Here is an 18,641-nt window from a genome sequence, read left to right as displayed (position 1 = left end):
AATTTTTTATTATGATTTTGCTAATTTATCTTTTTTTGCTGTCACTACTGACTTCGAGACTGGCTTCAATTGCAAATCGTCCAATACATTCAATGCTTCTTCAACATAAATATCTTTAGACAATGCTTCATGCCATCTTGCTCTCTTTTCTTTCAAAACACCATCTTTATTCGTTTCTTCTACCTCATACGGTAATGAAGTAAAAGTTAGGTTGTTTTTGTATTTTGAAATTGGCTTGTATTTCTTAGCTTTTTCTTCAATAGCATTCTGTGCCAATTTGAACTTTTCTAAGTTCAAACTATAGTCGTTATCTTGACTACGGCTATCAATCCATTTTGCATTTTCTTCAATCAACTTGAAATATTGATTGCCAGCAATACGACCTTTACTGTTGGTAATAGCTTTAGCAAAGTTTGTATTTTTATTCCAAACCGTATATTCTGCTGCATCAATTTTATCCCATGGCATAGCGTTTTCTACATCACGCTCTCCCATTTTCAAATACGAATACCGGTCTGGCATCACTACATCACTGCTTACACCTTCAAGTTGTGTAGAACCACCATTGATTCTATAAAACTTTTGTGTAGTGGTTTTAAGTGCTCCTAAATCCCCTACAGCATTGTTACGTACAAACTGATTAAGATCAATCACATTTTGAACTGTACCTTTTCCGTAAGTTTGTTTACTACCAATGATGACACCTCTTTTGTAATCTTGAATAGCTGCAGCCAAAATCTCAGATGCTGAGGCCGAAAAGCTATTTACCATAATCACTAAAGGTCCATCCCACTCTATCTTTTTATCTCTATCAAAAAGAACTTCTTTTTTACGACCTGCCGATTTAATTTGAACAATTGGTCCTTCGCTAATAAATAATCCAGCGATATCAACTACTGTAGATAGTGACCCACCACCATCATCACGCACATCAAGCACGATTCCGTCAACATTTGCTTTTTTCAAGCGTTCTACTTCAAGAGCAATATCTTTACCTGCATCTCTACCGTTTTTATCTTCAAAATCAATATAAAACTTTGGCAAATAAATCACACCGTATTTAAGTCCGTTTTTGTTAACGATACTTGATTTTACATACGTTTCTTCTATTTCGACGATATCTCTTATAATCGAAATCACAGCAATTGTACCATCTACTTTTTTAACTGTCAAACGAACTTCAGTACCTTTTGGTCCTTTAATTTTTTTAACAACATCGTCAAGACGCATTCCAACTACATCAACTGGTACTTCGCTTCCTTGTGCCACTTTCATGACTACATCTCCTGCTTCTAGTTTTTTACCTCTCCAAGCTGGACCGCCTGAAATTAATTCTGAGATTTCAGTAAAATCATTTTTCTTTTGCAAGCGAGCTCCAATACCTTCTAGTTTTCCACTCATGCTTACATCAAAACGCTCTTTTTCTTCAGGAGCAAAATAGTTTGTATGTGGGTCAAAACGAGAGGTAATTGAATTTATGAAAACAGAAAACCAATCATTTTTATCCAAGTCACTCATAAAACCAAAATACTCATCAAGCGATTTTTTTGCACTATCACGAGTTTCTTTTTCTAACTCAGTAAAGGTTTTAGGTTTTTCGTCTAGCTTAGCACCTTTTTTCTCAATAGCTATTGGTGCTTTCTCAACTGCCTCTTCAGCATCACCTGTATCATCAGATACTTTCTCTTCAATAATACCTTTCTCTTTGTTTTCTTGCAGTTTCAATCGATCGGTCAAAGACGACAAAGCAGATAATTTTATTTGTTTACGCCATTTTTCAGTTAATTCCTCTCTGTTTTTAGCGTAAGGCGCTTTTTCGTAATCGGTATTAAAACTTTCGTCAACATTAAAATCAAATGGTTTATCAAGAATACCTTGGTAGATTTTTTTGCTTTCATTCATTCTCTCAACCAAACGATCGTAAGTCAAGTTGAAAAATGTCAAATCTTTATCAAGAATTTCATTATCGATTTCTGTTTCATACTTTGAAAACTCGTCAATATCTGATTGCAAAAAGAATCGCTTTGAAGGGTCTAAAGCCTGAATATAATCTTTGTAAACTCCTTTAGAGAAATTGTCATCAATAGGTGTTGGACTGTAATGCCCTTTTTCAATTACAAACGTTAACAACTCTAAAAGAAGCTTGTCTTTATCTGGGTCCGAATCGTTTTTTGATTTGCTATTGAAGGCTAACAATGCGATCGAAGCAACCACAATTGTAAGTAATATTTTATAATGTCTTTTCATAAAGTTAATTATAGCATTCATTCAAATTTTTAAACTAAGTTATATTAAAAAGCATGCCACGACCTGTAAAGCTTGCTTAATTTTTTGTTAAAGATATGAAAATGTTTTTTTTGTTCTCGCTTTAAAAACAACCATGTTAATTAATTTTGTTTCCTTTGTAACAATATACTTTTAAAACCTATAATTCAGTACAAAGACCATGGAAAACCAAAGACCTTTAATATTGATCACCAACGATGACGGAGTTACAGCTCCGGGAATTCGCGCTCTTATTGACGTTATGTCTCAAATTGGAGAGGTAGTTGTAGTTGCGCCAGACAAACCACAAAGTGCCATGGGTCATGCCATCACAATAAACAGCACTTTGTACATCAATAAAATATCCAAAGAAGGAGCAGAAATCTTGGAGTACAGTTGTTCTGGAACTCCTGTGGATTGTGTAAAAATTGCTGTCAACGAAGTCTTAAAACGCAAACCCGATTTGTGTGTTTCGGGTATTAACCACGGTTCAAATTCTTCTATAAATGTAATATATTCTGGAACTATGAGTGCCGCTGTTGAAGCAGGTATCGAAGGAATCCCAGCTATTGGTTTCTCCCTTTTGGATTACAATTGGGATGCGAATTTTGAAGAAGCTAAACCTTTTATCAAAAAAATAACCTTGGAGGTTTTAGAAAAAAAATTACCTAAAGATGTGGTTTTGAATGTCAATTTACCCAAATTAAAAACCAACGAAATCAAAGGAATTAAGATTTGTCGTCAAGCGAAAGCCATGTGGCAGGAACGTTTTGACAAGAGAACTTCTCCTTTTGGGAAAGAATATTATTGGCTAACGGGTGAATTTGTAAATGAAGACAAAGGAGAAGATACCGATGAATGGGCACTTGCAAATGGGTACATCTCTATCGTACCTGTGCAATTTGACCTGACCGCTCATCACGCCACGCAACAACTTAACACTTGGGATTGGAATGAATAAAGCACATTTCGTAATTGGTCTTTTTATTGGTTTAGCAACGAGTTTGATCGGCTGTTTTCTGTTTGTGAAATTCTATACCGAGATGGATTTTATTAACGGAATACAAACACTAAAAACAGCTGGTTTTTTAGGAAAAATAATTACCCTCGGGTCTTTATTAAATTTGATAACTTTTACCATTTTATTAAAATTAAAAAAAGATGCGATGGCCAAAGGCGTAATTGGTGCTGTATTATTACTGACGTTATTGACCTTATTTGTATAATAACTATCGGATAAAACGGTTACAATGCGTAAATTTGGAGTTCGAAAACACAACCCTTTCATTTTCTATTGTTCATGAAATATTACATTATAGCCGGAGAAGCTTCGGGAGATTTACACGGTTCTAATTTAATGAAAGCACTTTACTTAGAAGATCCGCAAGCCGACATTCGGTTTTGGGGAGGTGACTTAATGCAGCAAGTTGGCGGCACTTTGGTCAAGCATTACAAAGAGCTTGCTTTTATGGGATTTGTGGAAGTCCTTTTTAACCTAAAAACCATTTTAGGCAATATAAAGGTCTGCAAAAACGACATTTTAGCCTTTAAACCCGATGTTATAATTTTTATTGATTATCCAGGTTTCAATATGCGTATTGCACAATGGGCAAAACCATTGGGCATCAAAACACATTATTACATTTCTCCTCAGATATGGGCATGGAAAGAAAATCGGATTAAAGCGATCAAGCGTGACGTTGACAAAATGTTTGTAATTTTACCTTTCGAAAAAACTTTTTATGAAGACAAACATCATTTTCCGGTAGAATTTGTTGGTCACCCACTAATTGACGCGATCCATAATCAGAAAGACGAGGAAGCGACTGCTTTTCGAAAAGAAAATAACTTATCTCAAAAACCAATTATAGCCTTGTTACCTGGAAGTAGGCAACAGGAAATCACCAAAATGCTGTCGGGTATGTTGAGTATTGCCGATGATTTTCCTGACTATCAATTTGTGATTGCTGGAGCGCCAAGTCAAGATTTCTCTTTTTACAAACCTTTTATTACCAAAGAAAATATTGAATTTGTATCGAACAAAACGTATAGCTTGCTTAGAAACGCTTCGGCAGCCCTAGTGACCTCTGGGACAGCAACGCTTGAAACAGCCTTATTCAAAGTGCCGGAAGTAGTTTGCTACAAAGGAAGTTGGGCCTCTTACCAAATTGCAAAACGTATTATCACTTTAAAATACATCTCGCTAGTGAACCTCATTATGGACGAAGAAGTGGTAACCGAATTAATTCAAGAAGAGTTTAATTCGAAAAATATAAAACGAGAATTGACCAAAATATTGGCTCCAGAGCACCGGAAACAACTCTTGAAAAAATATGATTTACTTGAGCAAAAACTAGGCGGACTAGGTGCAAGTACCAAAACGGCTCAACTAATCGTCGCAGATTTAAAAACAAATAAAAAATAGTTCTTTTGAAAAACCTCTTTTGTCTTTTGGCACTCGCTCTCCTTTTTGCATCTTGTAAATCTGGATCATCAGTAACCACCCGCTCGCGTACAAGCTATACTTTGGCTGACAAAATTGTGACTAGTGCCAGCAAACACTTAGGCGCCCCATATAGAACGGCCGGCAAAACTGCTGCAGGCTATGACTGCTCAGGGTTGGTGTACAGTACGTTTGGAGAATTTGACATTGCATTACCAAGAACTTCCTACAACCAAGCAAAAACAGGAAAAGAATTGGGACAAAACACCAAAAAAGCCGAAAAAGGAGATCTGATATTTTTTATTACAAACAACGGTTCCCGCATTAATCATGTAGGGATTGTAACAGACACGAACGAAGGAGAAGTCAAATTTATTCATGCCTCTACTTCAAAGGGTGTAATCATTTCTTCAATGTCTGAACCGTATTACCAAAAGACCTTCACGCAGCTCAATAGAATTTTAGAATAAAATATTTTTTATATTCAGAAAATCAGTATTTTAGAATCATGAAAGTACTCGGTTTTCCTTTAGCGCGAATCGCCATCGGTTTCCTATCCGGAATCGTGGGTGCTTATTATGTACGTCCCAATTTTTACACGCTCATTATTTTATGTAGCGCAGCAGTTATTTTCTTCATTACTAGCTTTTTTCTCAATCAAAAAAAAGGAAAAGGAAATCTCTTTTTTGGATTAGCAACACTTTTTATTAGCTTTTGCGCCGGTAGTCTCACACTCGTGGCACACACAGATACCTACCAACAGACACATTATACACATAACAAAGCTGTTTTCGAAAAGGAAACTAATATTGCTGCCACAATACTAGAGCGCATAAAAAGTAGCACAAAAAATGACCGCTACACCATCAGTGTACAAGGGATTAATGGCACGAAAACGTCGGGAAGACTACTCTTGAATATTCCGAAAAACGCGACTCAGAAAAGTTTCATCGTTGGAGCTCATTTGTTTATAAAAGGGAAAATCATACCCAACAAAAAACCGTATAATCCCTCCTTATTTGATTATGCTTCGTATTTAGAAAACAAACAAATCTACGGACAGATATATTCGAAAGAAGAAAGCATTACAGTTCGTACCCAAGTAAACAAGGACATTCTTTACTACTGCAGCTCACTTACCACAACCATTGAAAACAACCTTAAGAAAACGTCCTTCGACCCAAAATCATTAGCAGTTGCGATGGCTTTGATTGTTGGCCAAAAACAAGATTTAGCGCCCGAGATCTTACATGATTATCAATTTGCAGGTGCGATACACATCCTGTCGGTTTCAGGACTACATATTGGTTTCATCCTGCTTTTTTTAAATTTTATATTAAGTCCTATTCCGAATACAAAAAAAGGGAATCTAATAAAATTGGGCTTATCACTTAGTCTTTTAATATTGTTTGCAATCCTAGCTGGACTTTCACCTTCGGTAATTCGGTCTGTGGTTATGTATGGTTTTATTGCTACTGGCTATTACTTGAAACGCACGACTTATATTTACCACACCATCCTCCTTTCGATACTAGTGATAGTACTATTTCAACCTTACTTTTTGTTTGATGCAGGATTTCAACTGAGCTATTTGGCTGTATTCTTTATTATTTGGTTGCAACCTCTACTCTCTGAAGTTTGGACACCAAAATATAAAATAGTCCAATTCTCTTGGAATATACTCACCGTGTCCTGCGCAGCACAAATTGGCACTTTGCCCCTTAGTTTATATTATTTTCATCAATTTCCAGGATTATTTTTTATAACCAACTTATTAATCTTGCCTTTTTTAAGTGTTGTAATGTTCTTAGGAATCGTAGTAATGCTTTTGGCTGCCTACAATTTTACCCCTGCGATACTGATTCTACCGTTTGAGTGGTGCATTGAGGGAATGAATCTGGTGATCAACAAAATTGCTTCCGTACATGCGTTTGTATTGCAGGATATTCCATTTAATTCCTACTTGATGGTGACAACCTATTTATTGATTATCACTATTATCGTGTGGTTCAAGAAACCGAATTACACTAAACTGATAGCCGTTTTTATAGCCATATTATGTTGTCAAACAGCTTATTTAAAGACAGCTTTTGACACTCAAAGTGGTGAAGAATTACTCGTTTTCAATCAAATAAACACAAGTATGATTGCTATTAGAAAAGGGAATTCTGTTTTGGTACAAACTAACGATTCAAGCTGTAGCACGACAACAAATACAAATTTAAAAGGTTATCTAGTATCGAATTTTACTGCATTAGAAGTAATTAAGCCCTTAGAGAATGTTGCCTATTTTAAAGGAAACCGCATTTTGATTTTGGACAGCTTGGGTATCTATCCAAAAAATTGCACCCCTGATGTTTTATTACTTACACAATCTCCAAAAATAAACATGGACCGATTGCTGCTCAACCTTCATCCAAAGGTCATTATCGCAGATGGAACGAATTATAAAAACATACAGCAAAACTGGAAAAAAACATGTCAAAAAAACAAAATCCCTTTTCATGCCACAGCCGAAAAAGGATTTTATAAAATGTAAATAAAAATTATGTTAGCCATAAATCTCTAAAGGTTCGATCTTTGTCATAATCCTTAGCTTGCTTTTCTATATTAAAGTAACGGTTTCCGCGCGGGTCATTGCCCACACCAGCGAGATACGCCCAGTTTCCCCAATTGCTACATACATCATAATCTATAAGCTGCTCCTCAAAATAGGCAGCACCGTATCGCCAATCCAGCTTTAAATCATTGCATAAATAGCTGGCAACATTTTGTCGGCCTCGATTGCTCATGAAGCCTGTCTTTTTAAGTTCTATCATATTGGCATCAACAAAATCAACTCCCGTTTTTCCGTCTATCCATTTTTTCAATTTCTTATGATCTATGCTTAAGTCCTGTGCCTCCTGCTCTTTTATTCCTCCTTGCAAAAACAATTTATGATTGTGTTTTTTCATTACAAATCGAAAATAATCGCGCCATAGCAATTCAAAAACCAACCAATAGGTAGATTCATTTGCTCCATTTTGTGTTTCATATTCCTTTAGGTGGTGGTAAATCATTCTTGGCGAAAGACATCCTAGCGCCAACCAAGCCGAAAACTTAGAAGAATAAGATTCACCTACCATTCCGTTGCGTGTTTCTTTGTAGGTCGAAATTAATTTTGTTTCATAAAAGTAATGCTGAATACGCTGGAGTCCTTGCGCTTCTCCACCTTTAAAATGCAGTGCTGCTCTTGCATCTATTTTTTGTACTTTCAAACCCAAATCTGCAAGTGACGGAAGCTCGAAAGGCGGTGTTTCAGGACAATTTATAGTTTCTGGAGCTTCAAAAATCGTTCTAATGGTCGACTCTTTCTCTACTTTTTTTCGAAATACAGTAAACACATCTGGAATATCTTTTATACCAAATGGTAAATCTTCGGCATGATACAAAGTACTAGTACTGACCGTTTCAAATTCGCATTTCTTTTTGAATAGTTCGTTTTGAACCAATAACTCCGTTCGTTTTTCTTCGAAAGCTACTTCTCTCTTGGCAAAAACCTTCGTTATTTTATAGTCCGCCACTACCTTCGGAATTTCGATTTCAGGCTTTCCCCTTAGTAGTACTAAATTGGCACCTCGTTTTTGTAATTCCTTTTGTAAATCGACCAAAGCTTCAAGCAAAAAGGCAGCTCTATAACTTCCTGTCTTTTTAAAACCAAAATCGGTTGTTTCAAAATGTGCATCATCAAAGCAATAAACAGGTAAAACAAATTCACTTTTCTCTACTGCTCTCAAAAGTGTTTCGTTATCCTGAATTCGTAAATCTGTTTTAAACCATACTATACTTTTCATCATAAATCATTTATATTTTCTAAATAATAGTGCGCTTGTTCTAGTAATTCAACTTTTTGTTCCGGCTTCATCTTTCGCCAGACATTATACATCATGCCAATTCTGGGATTCTTACTTAACTTGGCTTCGTGCTTATCATAAAAATTCCAATACAAACTATTAAAGGGACACGCTTTGTCACCCGTTTTCTTCGCTTTTTGATAGAAACAAGAACCACAATAATGGCTCATTTTATCGATGTATGCGGCTGAACTCACATAGGGTTTTGTACCCACAATACCGCCATCAGCAAATTGGCTCATTCCACGCGTATTGGTAATTTCGACCCACTGAATTGCGTCCATGTATATACCCAAATACCATGCGTCAACCTCGTCAGGATCAACTCCCGCTAATAAAGCGAAATTACCAGTGACCATTAATCGCTGAATATGATGCGCATATCCAAAATCCAATGATTGAGTGATACTCTGCTTCAAACAATTCATCTTAGTTTTTCCCGTCCAAAACCAATCTGGTAGTTTTTCTTTATTTTCGAAAAAATTTAAGGTTTCATATTCTGGCATTTTCAACCAGTATATTCCTCGCATGTATTCACGCCAACCCAGTATCTGCCTCACAAAACCTTCGACTTGGTTAATGGCTATTTTATCTTGATTTGCTTCCCATTCGAAAATAACCTTTTGAATTACTTCTAAGGGTGAAATCATTTTTGTATTCATCGAAAAAGATATTCTCGAATGGTATAATGACCATTCATTTGGTGTCATTGCATCCTGAAAAGTTCCAAATTGAGGCAAAAATTCGGCAACAAAACAATCCAAAAGTTCCAATGACTGCTTCCTATTGATGGGCCACAAAAAACGTTTGGAGTCAATCGTTCCAATCGTTTTACAGTTGGCATCTCGTATTTCTTGCTCGATTGCGCTAACCTCATTTTCAAATTCAAGCGGTGCAACAGGTTTGTGATTTTTGGGTAATTTCTTCCGATTGTCTTGATCATAATTCCATTGCCCAGTCTGTGGATTATCGCCATCCATTAATAGTTGGTGCTTTTTACGCATATAACGGTAAAAACTTTCCATTAAAAATGTCTTCTTTCCTTCAAAAAACGTAGCTAGTTCATTTCTTTCGCTCAAGAAATGCTCTGTATCATAGGCTTGTGATTCTATTTTTAACCCAGCGCAAAATTTGATCAAAATTTGATCCAGTCGATACTCATCTGGCAATTGATATTCAAATTTCTCGAACGTATTGTCCTTCAGTATTTGTTCTAAATTAAGATCGAATGCTTGTAGGTTGTTAGTACCGTTGAGCTTGATATAAATAACATTGTGCTGGTGGGCAGTCAAATTAGCCGCAAATTCTCGCATTGAAGCAAAAAATCCAACTACTTTTTGAATATGGTGTGTAGCATAATCCGTTTCAGAACGTACCTCCATCATCACATAGGTCACCTGAGGGTTAGTTGTTTGAAACCAAGAATGGTTGCTATTTAATTGATCTCCTAAAATAAGTCGAAGGGTTTTCATATTTTATTTGGTATTTCTACAACGTTCACTACAATATTTGACTGCATCCCAGTTTTTCTCCCATTTTTTTCTCCAAGAAAATGGCCTTTGACAGACCACACAAATTTTATCGGGCAAATCAGCTTTTTTTACACCTTTCATGTTCTAAATTTTATTGCGTTTCCAGTTGATCAATACTGCTGAACCTTCGGCTAAGAAAGTTGCAGTGGGTTGCGTTTGGTTTAAAACTTTAAAATCACTTCCGTACATACTTTCAAAATCACAATCGATAACCTGTTCTACAATAGCATTTATTTTCCAGCTCGGATGCGCTATTTTGTATTCCATGGAAATTTTGTCATCAACTTTGGTATACCCATAGTAATGTTCGAAAATAAATTCTTCAAAACTTCCTTTTAACATTGCTCTTTGTGCCAGCGCTGCTTTGACATTAATGCTGTTCCATTTTTTATTCACCAACCATTCGTACTTTATTTCTTTATGATTAAGATCAAAATGCCATTGATGACGTGTTGGTATGGTGGTATAATGCTCTTTGTACAAGGCATTGGCCAACCAAGCAACTGGTTTATAGGGCACCGTTTCGTTTATAAAAACTACACCTCTTCGCAGCTCCTTACCAACTTTTCGATAAACATAAAATCGCAAATTAACTTCTTCAAAAGTTCCTAGTGAGAACATCGGCACATTAAATATTTTGGTGTTTTTGAACATGAAACCAACCAAACTCACGTATGCCTTACCGTCATGAAGGTCTAAACTAACCCCTTTTGGGAGGTACTTAGACAAAATTTCGGGTGCTATTTCATAGTTAGCCATGATTATATTCTCCCAGTTTGCTCTTAAAAATACACTCATATTTTCTTCTTTTTTCGGGTTGTAGTGGTATTAACGTGCTTTTTTAAAATTCGACTACCTTCTTGTTTTGCAACCACTGATTGCCTTAAACTCCAAACAAGCTCACTTGCTAGCTTGCGGGAGGACTCAATATCTACTATTGGATGCGGGTAATCGTCTCCTAATCGAAAGTCATATAATTGCTGCTCCATTTCACTCAATTTCCACGGTTCATGCAAAAAACTGAGTGGTACATTTTTTAATTCAGGCAACCATTGTCTGATAAACTCCCCTTCGGTATCATGATCTTCGGAGTTTTTTATCGGATTGTAAATTCGTATTGTATTGATACCGGTAACTCCTGCCTGCATTTGCAATTGCGGATAATGAATACCTGGTTCATAATCTAGAAACTGACGGGCCAAAAAATGCAATTCGCGCCAATCTTGCCACAGATTAAACACGAAAAAAGAAACGACCATGGCTCGCATCCTGAAATTGATATAGCCCGTTGCAACTACGCATCGCATACAAGCATCTACGATAGGAACACCGGTTTTACCTTCTTGCCAAGCCTTGATAAATAGCTCGTTTTTTGGTTTTATAATTGAATCATAAGCTTTGTTGATATTCTCAAACTCCATGCTGCATTCATCTTCAAACTTTTGAATAAAGTGGCAGTGCCAAAACAAACGGGAAACAAAATTTGACAACGCCCTTTTGTTTGTTGCATTCTCATAATTTTGCATCGTATATTGGTACACCATCCGCATGCTGATATTTCCGTAGGCGAGATAGGGTGATAACCTACTGCATCCCTTGCGACTCAAGCTAGGTTTGGAGATGTGTTTACTGTAATTGACAGATCGGGTTTTAATAAAGCTATCCAAGTACCGCCATGCCCAATATTCACCACCTTCTTGAAAATTGGTATTTCTGGAGGTAATGTCTTTCGATAAGGAACCTCCTTTTAACTCTTCATATAACTCCTCTGGTATTTTTGCAAATGCCATACGATCCAATGCAACCGTTTTTATTGGCTCTGACATTTTACTACTCCAGCGCTCTTGCCAGTTGGAGCGGTTTTTTAATTTTCTAATGACTCCATTAGTTTGGAACTCCCTCCACTTAATATCCTGTTCTTGAAACACTTTTTTCATGACGATATCGCGATCGTATGAAATTCTGTTACCAATTTCTTGGTGCGAAAAAACAGTTTGAATATCAAAAAGCGCTATTAATTGCTCAAAACCAGCCTTTACTTCTTTATTAAAAAAATAAATTTTAGTCTGATGTACCAGCAATTTTTCCTGCATTGCTGTGATAGACTCATAAATGAATCGCCAATGCCTTGAATCGCTATCCTCATATTCCATTAGCGAAGGCTCAAAAAAATAAATAAGAAGCACCGGATATCCCGCCTGCTGTGCTTCATAAAGTGGCTCGTGATCTGTAAAACGCAAATCACGCTTGAACCACACAATATTTATTTTTTCTTTATTCAACATATTTCATATTTACCCCTACGGTTGGTTTGTCTGGTTTTGCATAAGCCAATCTACTAAGGCGCTTGGTTGTGTGGTAACTATCAAGACCACTACAAGTTACTGTATCAGCTTTTTCTATATCGATAAAACCATCGGTGCAGAGGCAATCTTCGGGATAGTGAATGGAGTCAATTTCTCCAATAACCAATATTGTTCCATTAAGTTCGATATCTATTTTTTGCTTGAATTTCATTCCTATTTGAATGTTACTCTGCTTTACAAAAGGTGCCGTAAAGTCCTCTTTATATTCGGCTGTTAAATTGGTAGCATCAAATTCTGAAACATCGGCATCGTAACGAGCAGAGGTTTGATGTGCTTTTTCGAAAATATCACTATTAATATGATTAATGGTATAGCAACCGATTTCTAACAAATTGGTCAGCGTGTGTCTCTCGACAGAATCTGGCCTTGTTATAAAACCAAGTAACGCAGGACTAGATCCCAAATGGATAATTGAACTAAATATGGCGAGATTCTCAGAACCTTTGCTATTGACTGTGCCAATAAGGTTTACACATTTAAAACCAACAATTGCATTGATTAAATTGACACGTTGCCTGCTGTCCATGGACTCAATCTGGGTGGCTGATATACTTTTTTGACTCATCTTTATAGAACTTTAGACTTTTTGTTTAATGTTTTCAATACAAAGTTAAACAAAAAATATTCAATTCTTAGCATTAAAAGAATAAAGTGAGGCCAAAAAAAAATCCCTTTTCGATCAAGATCGAAAAGGGATACTATATTTTTATAAAGACTTTTTATTTTGCCTTCAAAATTCCGTTTGCTTCGGCTAACCAAGCTTCTGGACCTCCAGCAACATAACCTGTTTTACCGAGGGCTTTAAAGTTTAACCTTCCGTCTTTTTCTTTTACCACATTCGAAAAGAAAACAGTTGGAAAACCTTGAATTTGAAAAACTTGTTGCAATTCTTCATTCTGTTTTTTAATTTCAGGCGCTTGAGCTGTTCTTCTAGGATAGTCTAATTCGACTAAAACTACTGAAGCTTTTGCCCATTTTTTGAATTCAGGAGTTAACAAAACTTCTTTTTGAAGTCGAATACACCAACCACACCAGTCGCTACCTGTGAAAAACATCATCATGGGTTTTTTCTCTTTATTGCTAACTTCGATAGCCTCTTTGATGTTTGTATGCCATTTCAATTCTTGCGCTTGGGTGCTTATTGATATCATTACCAACAAGGCTAGTACTATTCTTTTCATATAAGATAATATTTGTTTGTTTTTTTCGAATATGATAGTGAAGCTTATAAATGATCCTACGACCAAATGTTTGTCTTACCACTATCCGAATTACTTAGTTTTCATTTTATAGATTTACAAATATAATGCCTAATTTTTATTTAACACCATGCATTAACTTTTTCATCAATGGAGAAAGGGCGATCATAATCAATCCTAAACCTACTGGTACAATTGTAAATATTAAAAAGAAAGTAGACAAACTGTATTGCGCTGTAATGGTTTCGATTAATCCACCCATTGACCCTGCTAGTTTGTTACCCATTGCTAAAAACAAGTAGTACACACCAAACATGATTCCGATCCAACTCGCTGGCACCAATTTACTAATATAAGATAAACTTACTGGAGAGATACATAATTCTCCTAATGTATGAAACAAATATGCTGCTACTAGCCAAAACATGCTCACACGTACTACAGAGTCAGCATTGATACCCATACTTCCGTATGCTAAGAAACCAAATCCTAAACCTAGCAATGCTAAACCTAGACCAAATTTCATTGGACCAGAAATATTGTATCTACTCTCCCACCATTTTGAAAACAAAGGAGCAAAACAAATAATAAATAAAGAGTTTAAAATTCCGAACCATGATGCAGGAACTTCAGTTCCGGTTGCAGAGAAATCTCTGTATATTTTCCAGATTACAATTCCCCAAATCAAAATAAAACTCAAGGATAAAATACTATTCCCTAAAGCATACTCTTTTACTGTTTTGGCAAACAACTTAATCAAAACATACGTTATAATAAGTAGCGGAACTAGCGTCAAGAAAGCATCTGAAAACTTGAAAATCATTGCTGAATTACCAAACAATTCTCTTTGCGTAAACTTATCTGCGAAAATAGTCATAGAACCACCTGCTTGTTCAAACGCCGCCCAAAAGAAAACAGAGAATACAGAGAAAATAACTACTGCTATAATACGGTCTCTAATGATATTTGGAGCAATGTTGTCTTGCGCTTCTTTTGCCTTAATCGCTGCTTTACTTGCATCAGTAGGAGGCAAACCAATATCGCCAAAAATCTTTTGCGTGAAGTAAAATTGCAACATACCGAAGAACATAAAGATTCCGGCTAGACCAAATCCTAAACTCCAAGAAACTTTTTCACCAATATAACCACAAAGCATAATTCCTAAAAAGGCACCAGCATTTACACCCATATAAAACAAAGAGTATGCACCATCTTTCTTTTCAGGATGATTTGCATAAGCATTTGAAACTATCGAGGTCATATTTGGTTTGAACAAACCGTTTCCAATCATTAAACAACCAATACCTATATAAAGGAATAAGGGTGTTTCTATGGCCATCGAGGCATGACCTAACGTCATAATGGCTGCACCAATAACTACTGCCCAACGATAACCTATATAATTATCGGCTAAATAACCTCCTAAAATTGGCGTAAAATACACTACCATAGTATAGGTTCCGTACAATGCCATAGCATCTTGTACACTCCAGTTCCATCCTCCTTCAGCAAGTGAAGTGGTTAAAAACAAAACCAATAAGGCACGCATACCATAATAGGAAAAACGTTCCCACATCTCGGTGAAAAACAAAACAAATAGCCCTGCTGGATGTCCTAAAACAAGGTTCTTAAAAAACGGATCTTCTGTACTTTTTACACTCATAAACTTGTAATTGATATTTGATATTTTGAATTAGTGTTGTAAAAATAACTTAAATATTAAATTAAAGTTGATCTTTAACAAAATTTGTCATTTTGGTATACAATTGTAACCTAGTTTTCCCACCATATATACCATGATTCTTGTCGGGATAGATTTGTGAATCAAATTGTTTGTCGGCTTGAATCAAAGCCTCCATCATTTGCATGGTATTTTGCACATGTACATTATCATCTGCGCTACCGTGTATCAATAAATATTTTCCTTTTAATTGCTTTGCAAAATTAATAGGTGAATTATCATCATAACCGCTAGGGTTTTCTTGAGGCGTTTGCATGTAACGCTCTGTATAAACCGAATCATAAAAACGCCAGTTGGTTACTGGAGCCACGGCAATTGCCATTTTAAAAACATCGTTCCCTTTTAAGATGCAGTTTGAAGACATGAATCCACCGAAGGACCAACCGAAAATTCCAATTCTACTTGCATCAATATAGCTGTAAGTCCCAAGAACTTTGGCCGCCTCGATTTGATCTTCTACTTCGAACTTACCTAGTTGTTTGTAGGTTACTTTCTTGAACGCTTCTCCTTTGTATCCTGTTCCACGACCATCAACACAAACTACTATATACCCTTCTTGAGCAAGCATTTTGAACCAATAATCGTTTGTACTATTCCAATCATTTTTAACTTCTTGTGATCCTGGACCTGAATATTGGTACATTAATACTGGATATTTTTTTGAAGCATCAAAATTCACTGGTTTGATCATCCAAGCATTCAATTCATTGTTTTGTGCCGTTTTGATGGACATAAACTCTTTTGAAGGTAAATTATAAGGCTTAACTATTGCCAACAGCTCTTCATTCGATTCAATTGACTGCAACTCTTTCCCTGAATTAGAATCATTTAAGGTATACGATGCGGGTTGATTTACATTCGAAAAGACATTAATATAGTACTTATAATTGGGGCTGAAGGTTGCCTTATTGGTTCCTGCTTTGGTAGAAAGTCGTTTTTTATTTTTTCCGTCCAAACCTACACGGTACACATCGCGATTAATAGCACCATTTTCAACCGATTCGTAAAAAACAGTTTTTGATTTTTCATCTAGACCATAAAAATCGGTTACTTCCCAATTTCCTTTGGTTATTTGGCGTACTAGTTTACCGGTTTTATCATACCAATAAATATGGTTGAAACCATCTTTTTCACTCGACCACAAAAATTGATTATCAGACATGAAATACAAATTGTCTTTGTCTACAAAATCAATATAGGTTTTGCTTTTTTCATTTAACAGTACATTTGTTTTCGCCGTTGTAGCATCTACAAGTAAAATATCAAGGTCGTTTTGATGACGGTTTAATACAATAACCGAAACTTTTGACGCATCATTGGTCCATTTGATTCTTGAGATATAAAAATCTTTATACTGTGACAAATCTACATTTTTGCTACTTTTTGAAGATACATTATACAAATGCAAGGATACAACAGAATTGCTCTCTCCTGCTTTTGGATATTTGATTTTCTCAATTGTAGGATACAAACTAGTACCAAAAATACTCATCGAGAATTCAGGAACCTTGCTTTCGTCAAATCGAATAAAAGCTATATTTTTACTATCGGTGCTCCAGTCAAAGGCACGTACAAAGGCAAATTCTTCTTCGTAAACCCAGTCTGTAATTCCGTTTATGATTTCGTTTTTCTTTCCGTCTGTGGTGATAGCAGTTGTTGCTTTTGTTGCCAAATCATAAACATATAGGTTGTTATCCTGAACAAATGCTATTTTTTTTCCGTCTGGAGAAAATGTAGGTTCTTGAATAGCTTTGTCTCCTACTTTTTGCAATTGCTTTTTGGCAATATCATATACGTAGTAATCCGCTGTAAACGAATGTCTGTAGATTGACTCTTTGTTACATGCCATCAAAATTAAATTTTCAGAGGCATCAAAACTATAGCTCTGCACCATTGGCAGGCGGCTGTATGATTTGGTATCAAATAGTGTAGCTGTCTTTTTCAAGCTAGCAAAATCATACAAATCAATCTGGATGCTTCCAGTTCCTTCATCATAATTAAGGACTGTATATTGATTGGTATTTTTTAAGGCTTGTAGTTCTGCCATTCCTTGAGGGCGAAAACTACCATCATAAAGCTTCTCAACTGTCAGTTTCTGTTGGGCAAAAATGCCCGTCACTGCAAATAATAATAACAACAAAAATCGATTCGAACTCATATAAAATATTTAAAAACTTAAAAGAGACCAATTTTAGTGATTTTTTCGCAACAATTAGCTGAATTATTGTTAAAACTATTCTGTGTTTGCAAACCAACTAATTAAAATTATATATACATTAGCAAAATCTTACAAAAATTAAACACAGCCTTCAAAATGGAACTAATTATCAAAAATTTAGATAAAAAATACGGAAATGGTGTTCATGCCTTAAACAATGTCAACTTGACTATCAAAACAGGAATGTTTGGTTTACTAGGACCAAACGGTGCCGGAAAATCATCCTTAATGCGAACCCTTGCCACTTTACAAGATGCAGATAGCGGAAGTGTAATGCTTGGAGATATTGATGTTTTGAACAATAAAGAGGCTGTTCGAAAAGTATTGGGCTACCTGCCACAAGAATTTGGTGTGTATCCAAGAACATCTGCCGTAGATCTAATGGATAATTTGGCTTTACTCAAAGGTTTCGAAAACAAAACAGATCGTAAAGAGATGATCGAACAATTATTGGTAAAAGTAAACCTTTGGGACCATCGAAAAAATGCTGTTGCTAGTTATAGTGGTGGTATGCGCCAACGTTTTGGTATTGCACAATGCCTTATTGGGAATCCTAAATTGGTTATTGTTGACGAACCTACTGCGGGTTTGGATCCTGGAGAACGAAATAGATTTTATAATATTTTGAGCGAAATAGGAGAAAACACCATTGTGATTCTCTCTACACACATTGTACAAGACGTACGCGAATTATGTACCCAAATGGCGATTGTAGACAAAGGTACTGTGTTATTTTCTGGTAATACTGATGATGCTTTGCTGGAAGTAAAAGATAAGGTATGGGAGAAAAAAGTATCCAAACTAGAGCTCCCTAAATACCAAGAAAACTATGAAGTGATATCGAATAAATTGGTAGGTGGGCAACCATTGATTCATGTTTTTTCTAACCAATCTTTGGAAGGCTTCGCCAAAGCGGAAGAAAATCTAGAAGACGTTTTCTTTGCAAAACTCAATCAATTAGTATAAATATAACAAACAGTACTT

The 18,641-nt window shown here is 35.9% G+C and carries 16 protein-coding genes; 6 read left to right on the top strand and 10 right to left on the bottom strand.

Annotation, left to right across the window (positions count from 1 at the left end):
* Positions 1 to 9: 9 nt before the first annotated feature.
* Complete coding sequence (locus tag FFWV33_RS06565; protein WP_108740169.1) at positions 10 to 2,268, bottom strand: carboxy terminal-processing peptidase; 2,259 nt, start codon at positions 2,266 to 2,268, stop codon at positions 10 to 12.
* 178 nt (positions 2,269 to 2,446) lie between these two features.
* Between FFWV33_RS06565 and surE the strand changes: the two genes are divergently transcribed.
* The 5 genes from surE (at position 2,447) to FFWV33_RS06540 (ending at position 7,247) form a co-directional block, all read left to right on the top strand.
* Positions 2,447 to 3,226, top strand: a complete 780-nt coding sequence (gene surE, locus FFWV33_RS06560; RefSeq protein ID WP_108740168.1) for a 5'/3'-nucleotidase SurE — start codon at positions 2,447 to 2,449, stop codon at positions 3,224 to 3,226.
* A complete protein-coding gene (locus FFWV33_RS06555) occupies positions 3,219 to 3,491 on the top strand; it encodes a hypothetical protein (protein WP_108740167.1) in 273 nt (90 codons plus the stop codon). The genes surE and FFWV33_RS06555 overlap by 8 nt, the downstream gene beginning before the upstream one ends.
* A 74-nt stretch (positions 3,492 to 3,565) precedes the next feature.
* A complete protein-coding gene (gene lpxB, locus FFWV33_RS06550; protein WP_108740166.1) occupies positions 3,566 to 4,690 on the top strand; it encodes a lipid-A-disaccharide synthase in 1,125 nt (374 codons plus the stop codon).
* A 5-nt stretch (positions 4,691 to 4,695) separates the two neighbouring features.
* Positions 4,696 to 5,178: a C40 family peptidase gene (locus tag FFWV33_RS06545; protein ID WP_108740165.1), complete on the top strand. Its 483-nt coding sequence runs from the start codon at positions 4,696 to 4,698 to the stop codon at positions 5,176 to 5,178.
* A 38-nt stretch (positions 5,179 to 5,216) separates the two neighbouring features.
* Positions 5,217 to 7,247, top strand: coding sequence for a ComEC/Rec2 family competence protein (locus tag FFWV33_RS06540; RefSeq protein WP_108740164.1), 2,031 nt, complete (start codon positions 5,217 to 5,219; stop codon positions 7,245 to 7,247).
* A 7-nt stretch (positions 7,248 to 7,254) separates the two neighbouring features.
* Here the strand turns inward: FFWV33_RS06540 and FFWV33_RS06535 are convergent, their stop codons facing one another.
* From FFWV33_RS06535 to FFWV33_RS06495, 9 genes are all read right to left on the bottom strand, one after another.
* Complete coding sequence (locus tag FFWV33_RS06535; RefSeq protein WP_108740163.1) at positions 7,255 to 8,544, bottom strand: DASH family cryptochrome; 1,290 nt, start codon at positions 8,542 to 8,544, stop codon at positions 7,255 to 7,257.
* Complete coding sequence (locus FFWV33_RS06530; RefSeq protein WP_108740162.1) at positions 8,541 to 10,073, bottom strand: cryptochrome/photolyase family protein; 1,533 nt, start codon at positions 10,071 to 10,073, stop codon at positions 8,541 to 8,543. The genes FFWV33_RS06535 and FFWV33_RS06530 overlap by 4 nt, the downstream gene beginning before the upstream one ends.
* A gap of 3 nt (positions 10,074 to 10,076) precedes the next feature.
* Positions 10,077 to 10,214 (bottom strand): DUF2256 domain-containing protein, encoded by a 138-nt coding sequence (locus FFWV33_RS06525; protein ID WP_108740161.1) that lies wholly within the window; start codon positions 10,212 to 10,214, stop codon positions 10,077 to 10,079.
* Between the two features lie 3 nt (positions 10,215 to 10,217).
* Positions 10,218 to 10,931, bottom strand: a complete 714-nt coding sequence (locus tag FFWV33_RS06520; protein ID WP_108740160.1) for a YqjF family protein — start codon at positions 10,929 to 10,931, stop codon at positions 10,218 to 10,220.
* On the bottom strand, positions 10,928 to 12,418 hold the full coding sequence (locus FFWV33_RS06515) for a cryptochrome/deoxyribodipyrimidine photo-lyase family protein (protein ID WP_170111540.1): 1,491 nt from the start codon (positions 12,416 to 12,418) through the stop codon (positions 10,928 to 10,930). Before FFWV33_RS06515 ends, FFWV33_RS06520 begins: the two co-directional genes overlap by 4 nt.
* Positions 12,408 to 13,064, bottom strand: a complete 657-nt coding sequence (locus FFWV33_RS06510) for a flavin reductase family protein (protein ID WP_108740159.1) — start codon at positions 13,062 to 13,064, stop codon at positions 12,408 to 12,410. The genes FFWV33_RS06515 and FFWV33_RS06510 overlap by 11 nt, the downstream gene beginning before the upstream one ends.
* Before the next feature lie 154 nt (positions 13,065 to 13,218).
* On the bottom strand, positions 13,219 to 13,680 hold the full coding sequence (locus tag FFWV33_RS06505) for a thioredoxin family protein (protein WP_108740158.1): 462 nt from the start codon (positions 13,678 to 13,680) through the stop codon (positions 13,219 to 13,221).
* 136 nt (positions 13,681 to 13,816) lie between these two features.
* A complete protein-coding gene (locus FFWV33_RS06500) occupies positions 13,817 to 15,361 on the bottom strand; it encodes a peptide MFS transporter (protein ID WP_108740157.1) in 1,545 nt (514 codons plus the stop codon).
* Between the two features lie 61 nt (positions 15,362 to 15,422).
* Complete coding sequence (locus FFWV33_RS06495; RefSeq protein ID WP_108740156.1) at positions 15,423 to 17,597, bottom strand: S9 family peptidase; 2,175 nt, start codon at positions 17,595 to 17,597, stop codon at positions 15,423 to 15,425.
* A 156-nt stretch (positions 17,598 to 17,753) separates the two neighbouring features.
* Between FFWV33_RS06495 and FFWV33_RS06490 the strand changes: the two genes are divergently transcribed.
* Positions 17,754 to 18,623: an ABC transporter ATP-binding protein gene (locus FFWV33_RS06490; protein ID WP_108740155.1), complete on the top strand. Its 870-nt coding sequence runs from the start codon at positions 17,754 to 17,756 to the stop codon at positions 18,621 to 18,623.
* The last annotated feature ends 18 nt before the right edge of the window (positions 18,624 to 18,641 follow it).

It is taken from the genome of Flavobacterium faecale (assembly GCF_003076455.1).
GTDB classification, from domain to species: domain Bacteria; phylum Bacteroidota; class Bacteroidia; order Flavobacteriales; family Flavobacteriaceae; genus Flavobacterium; species Flavobacterium faecale.
This window is presented reverse-complemented; position numbering and strand designations above follow the sequence as displayed.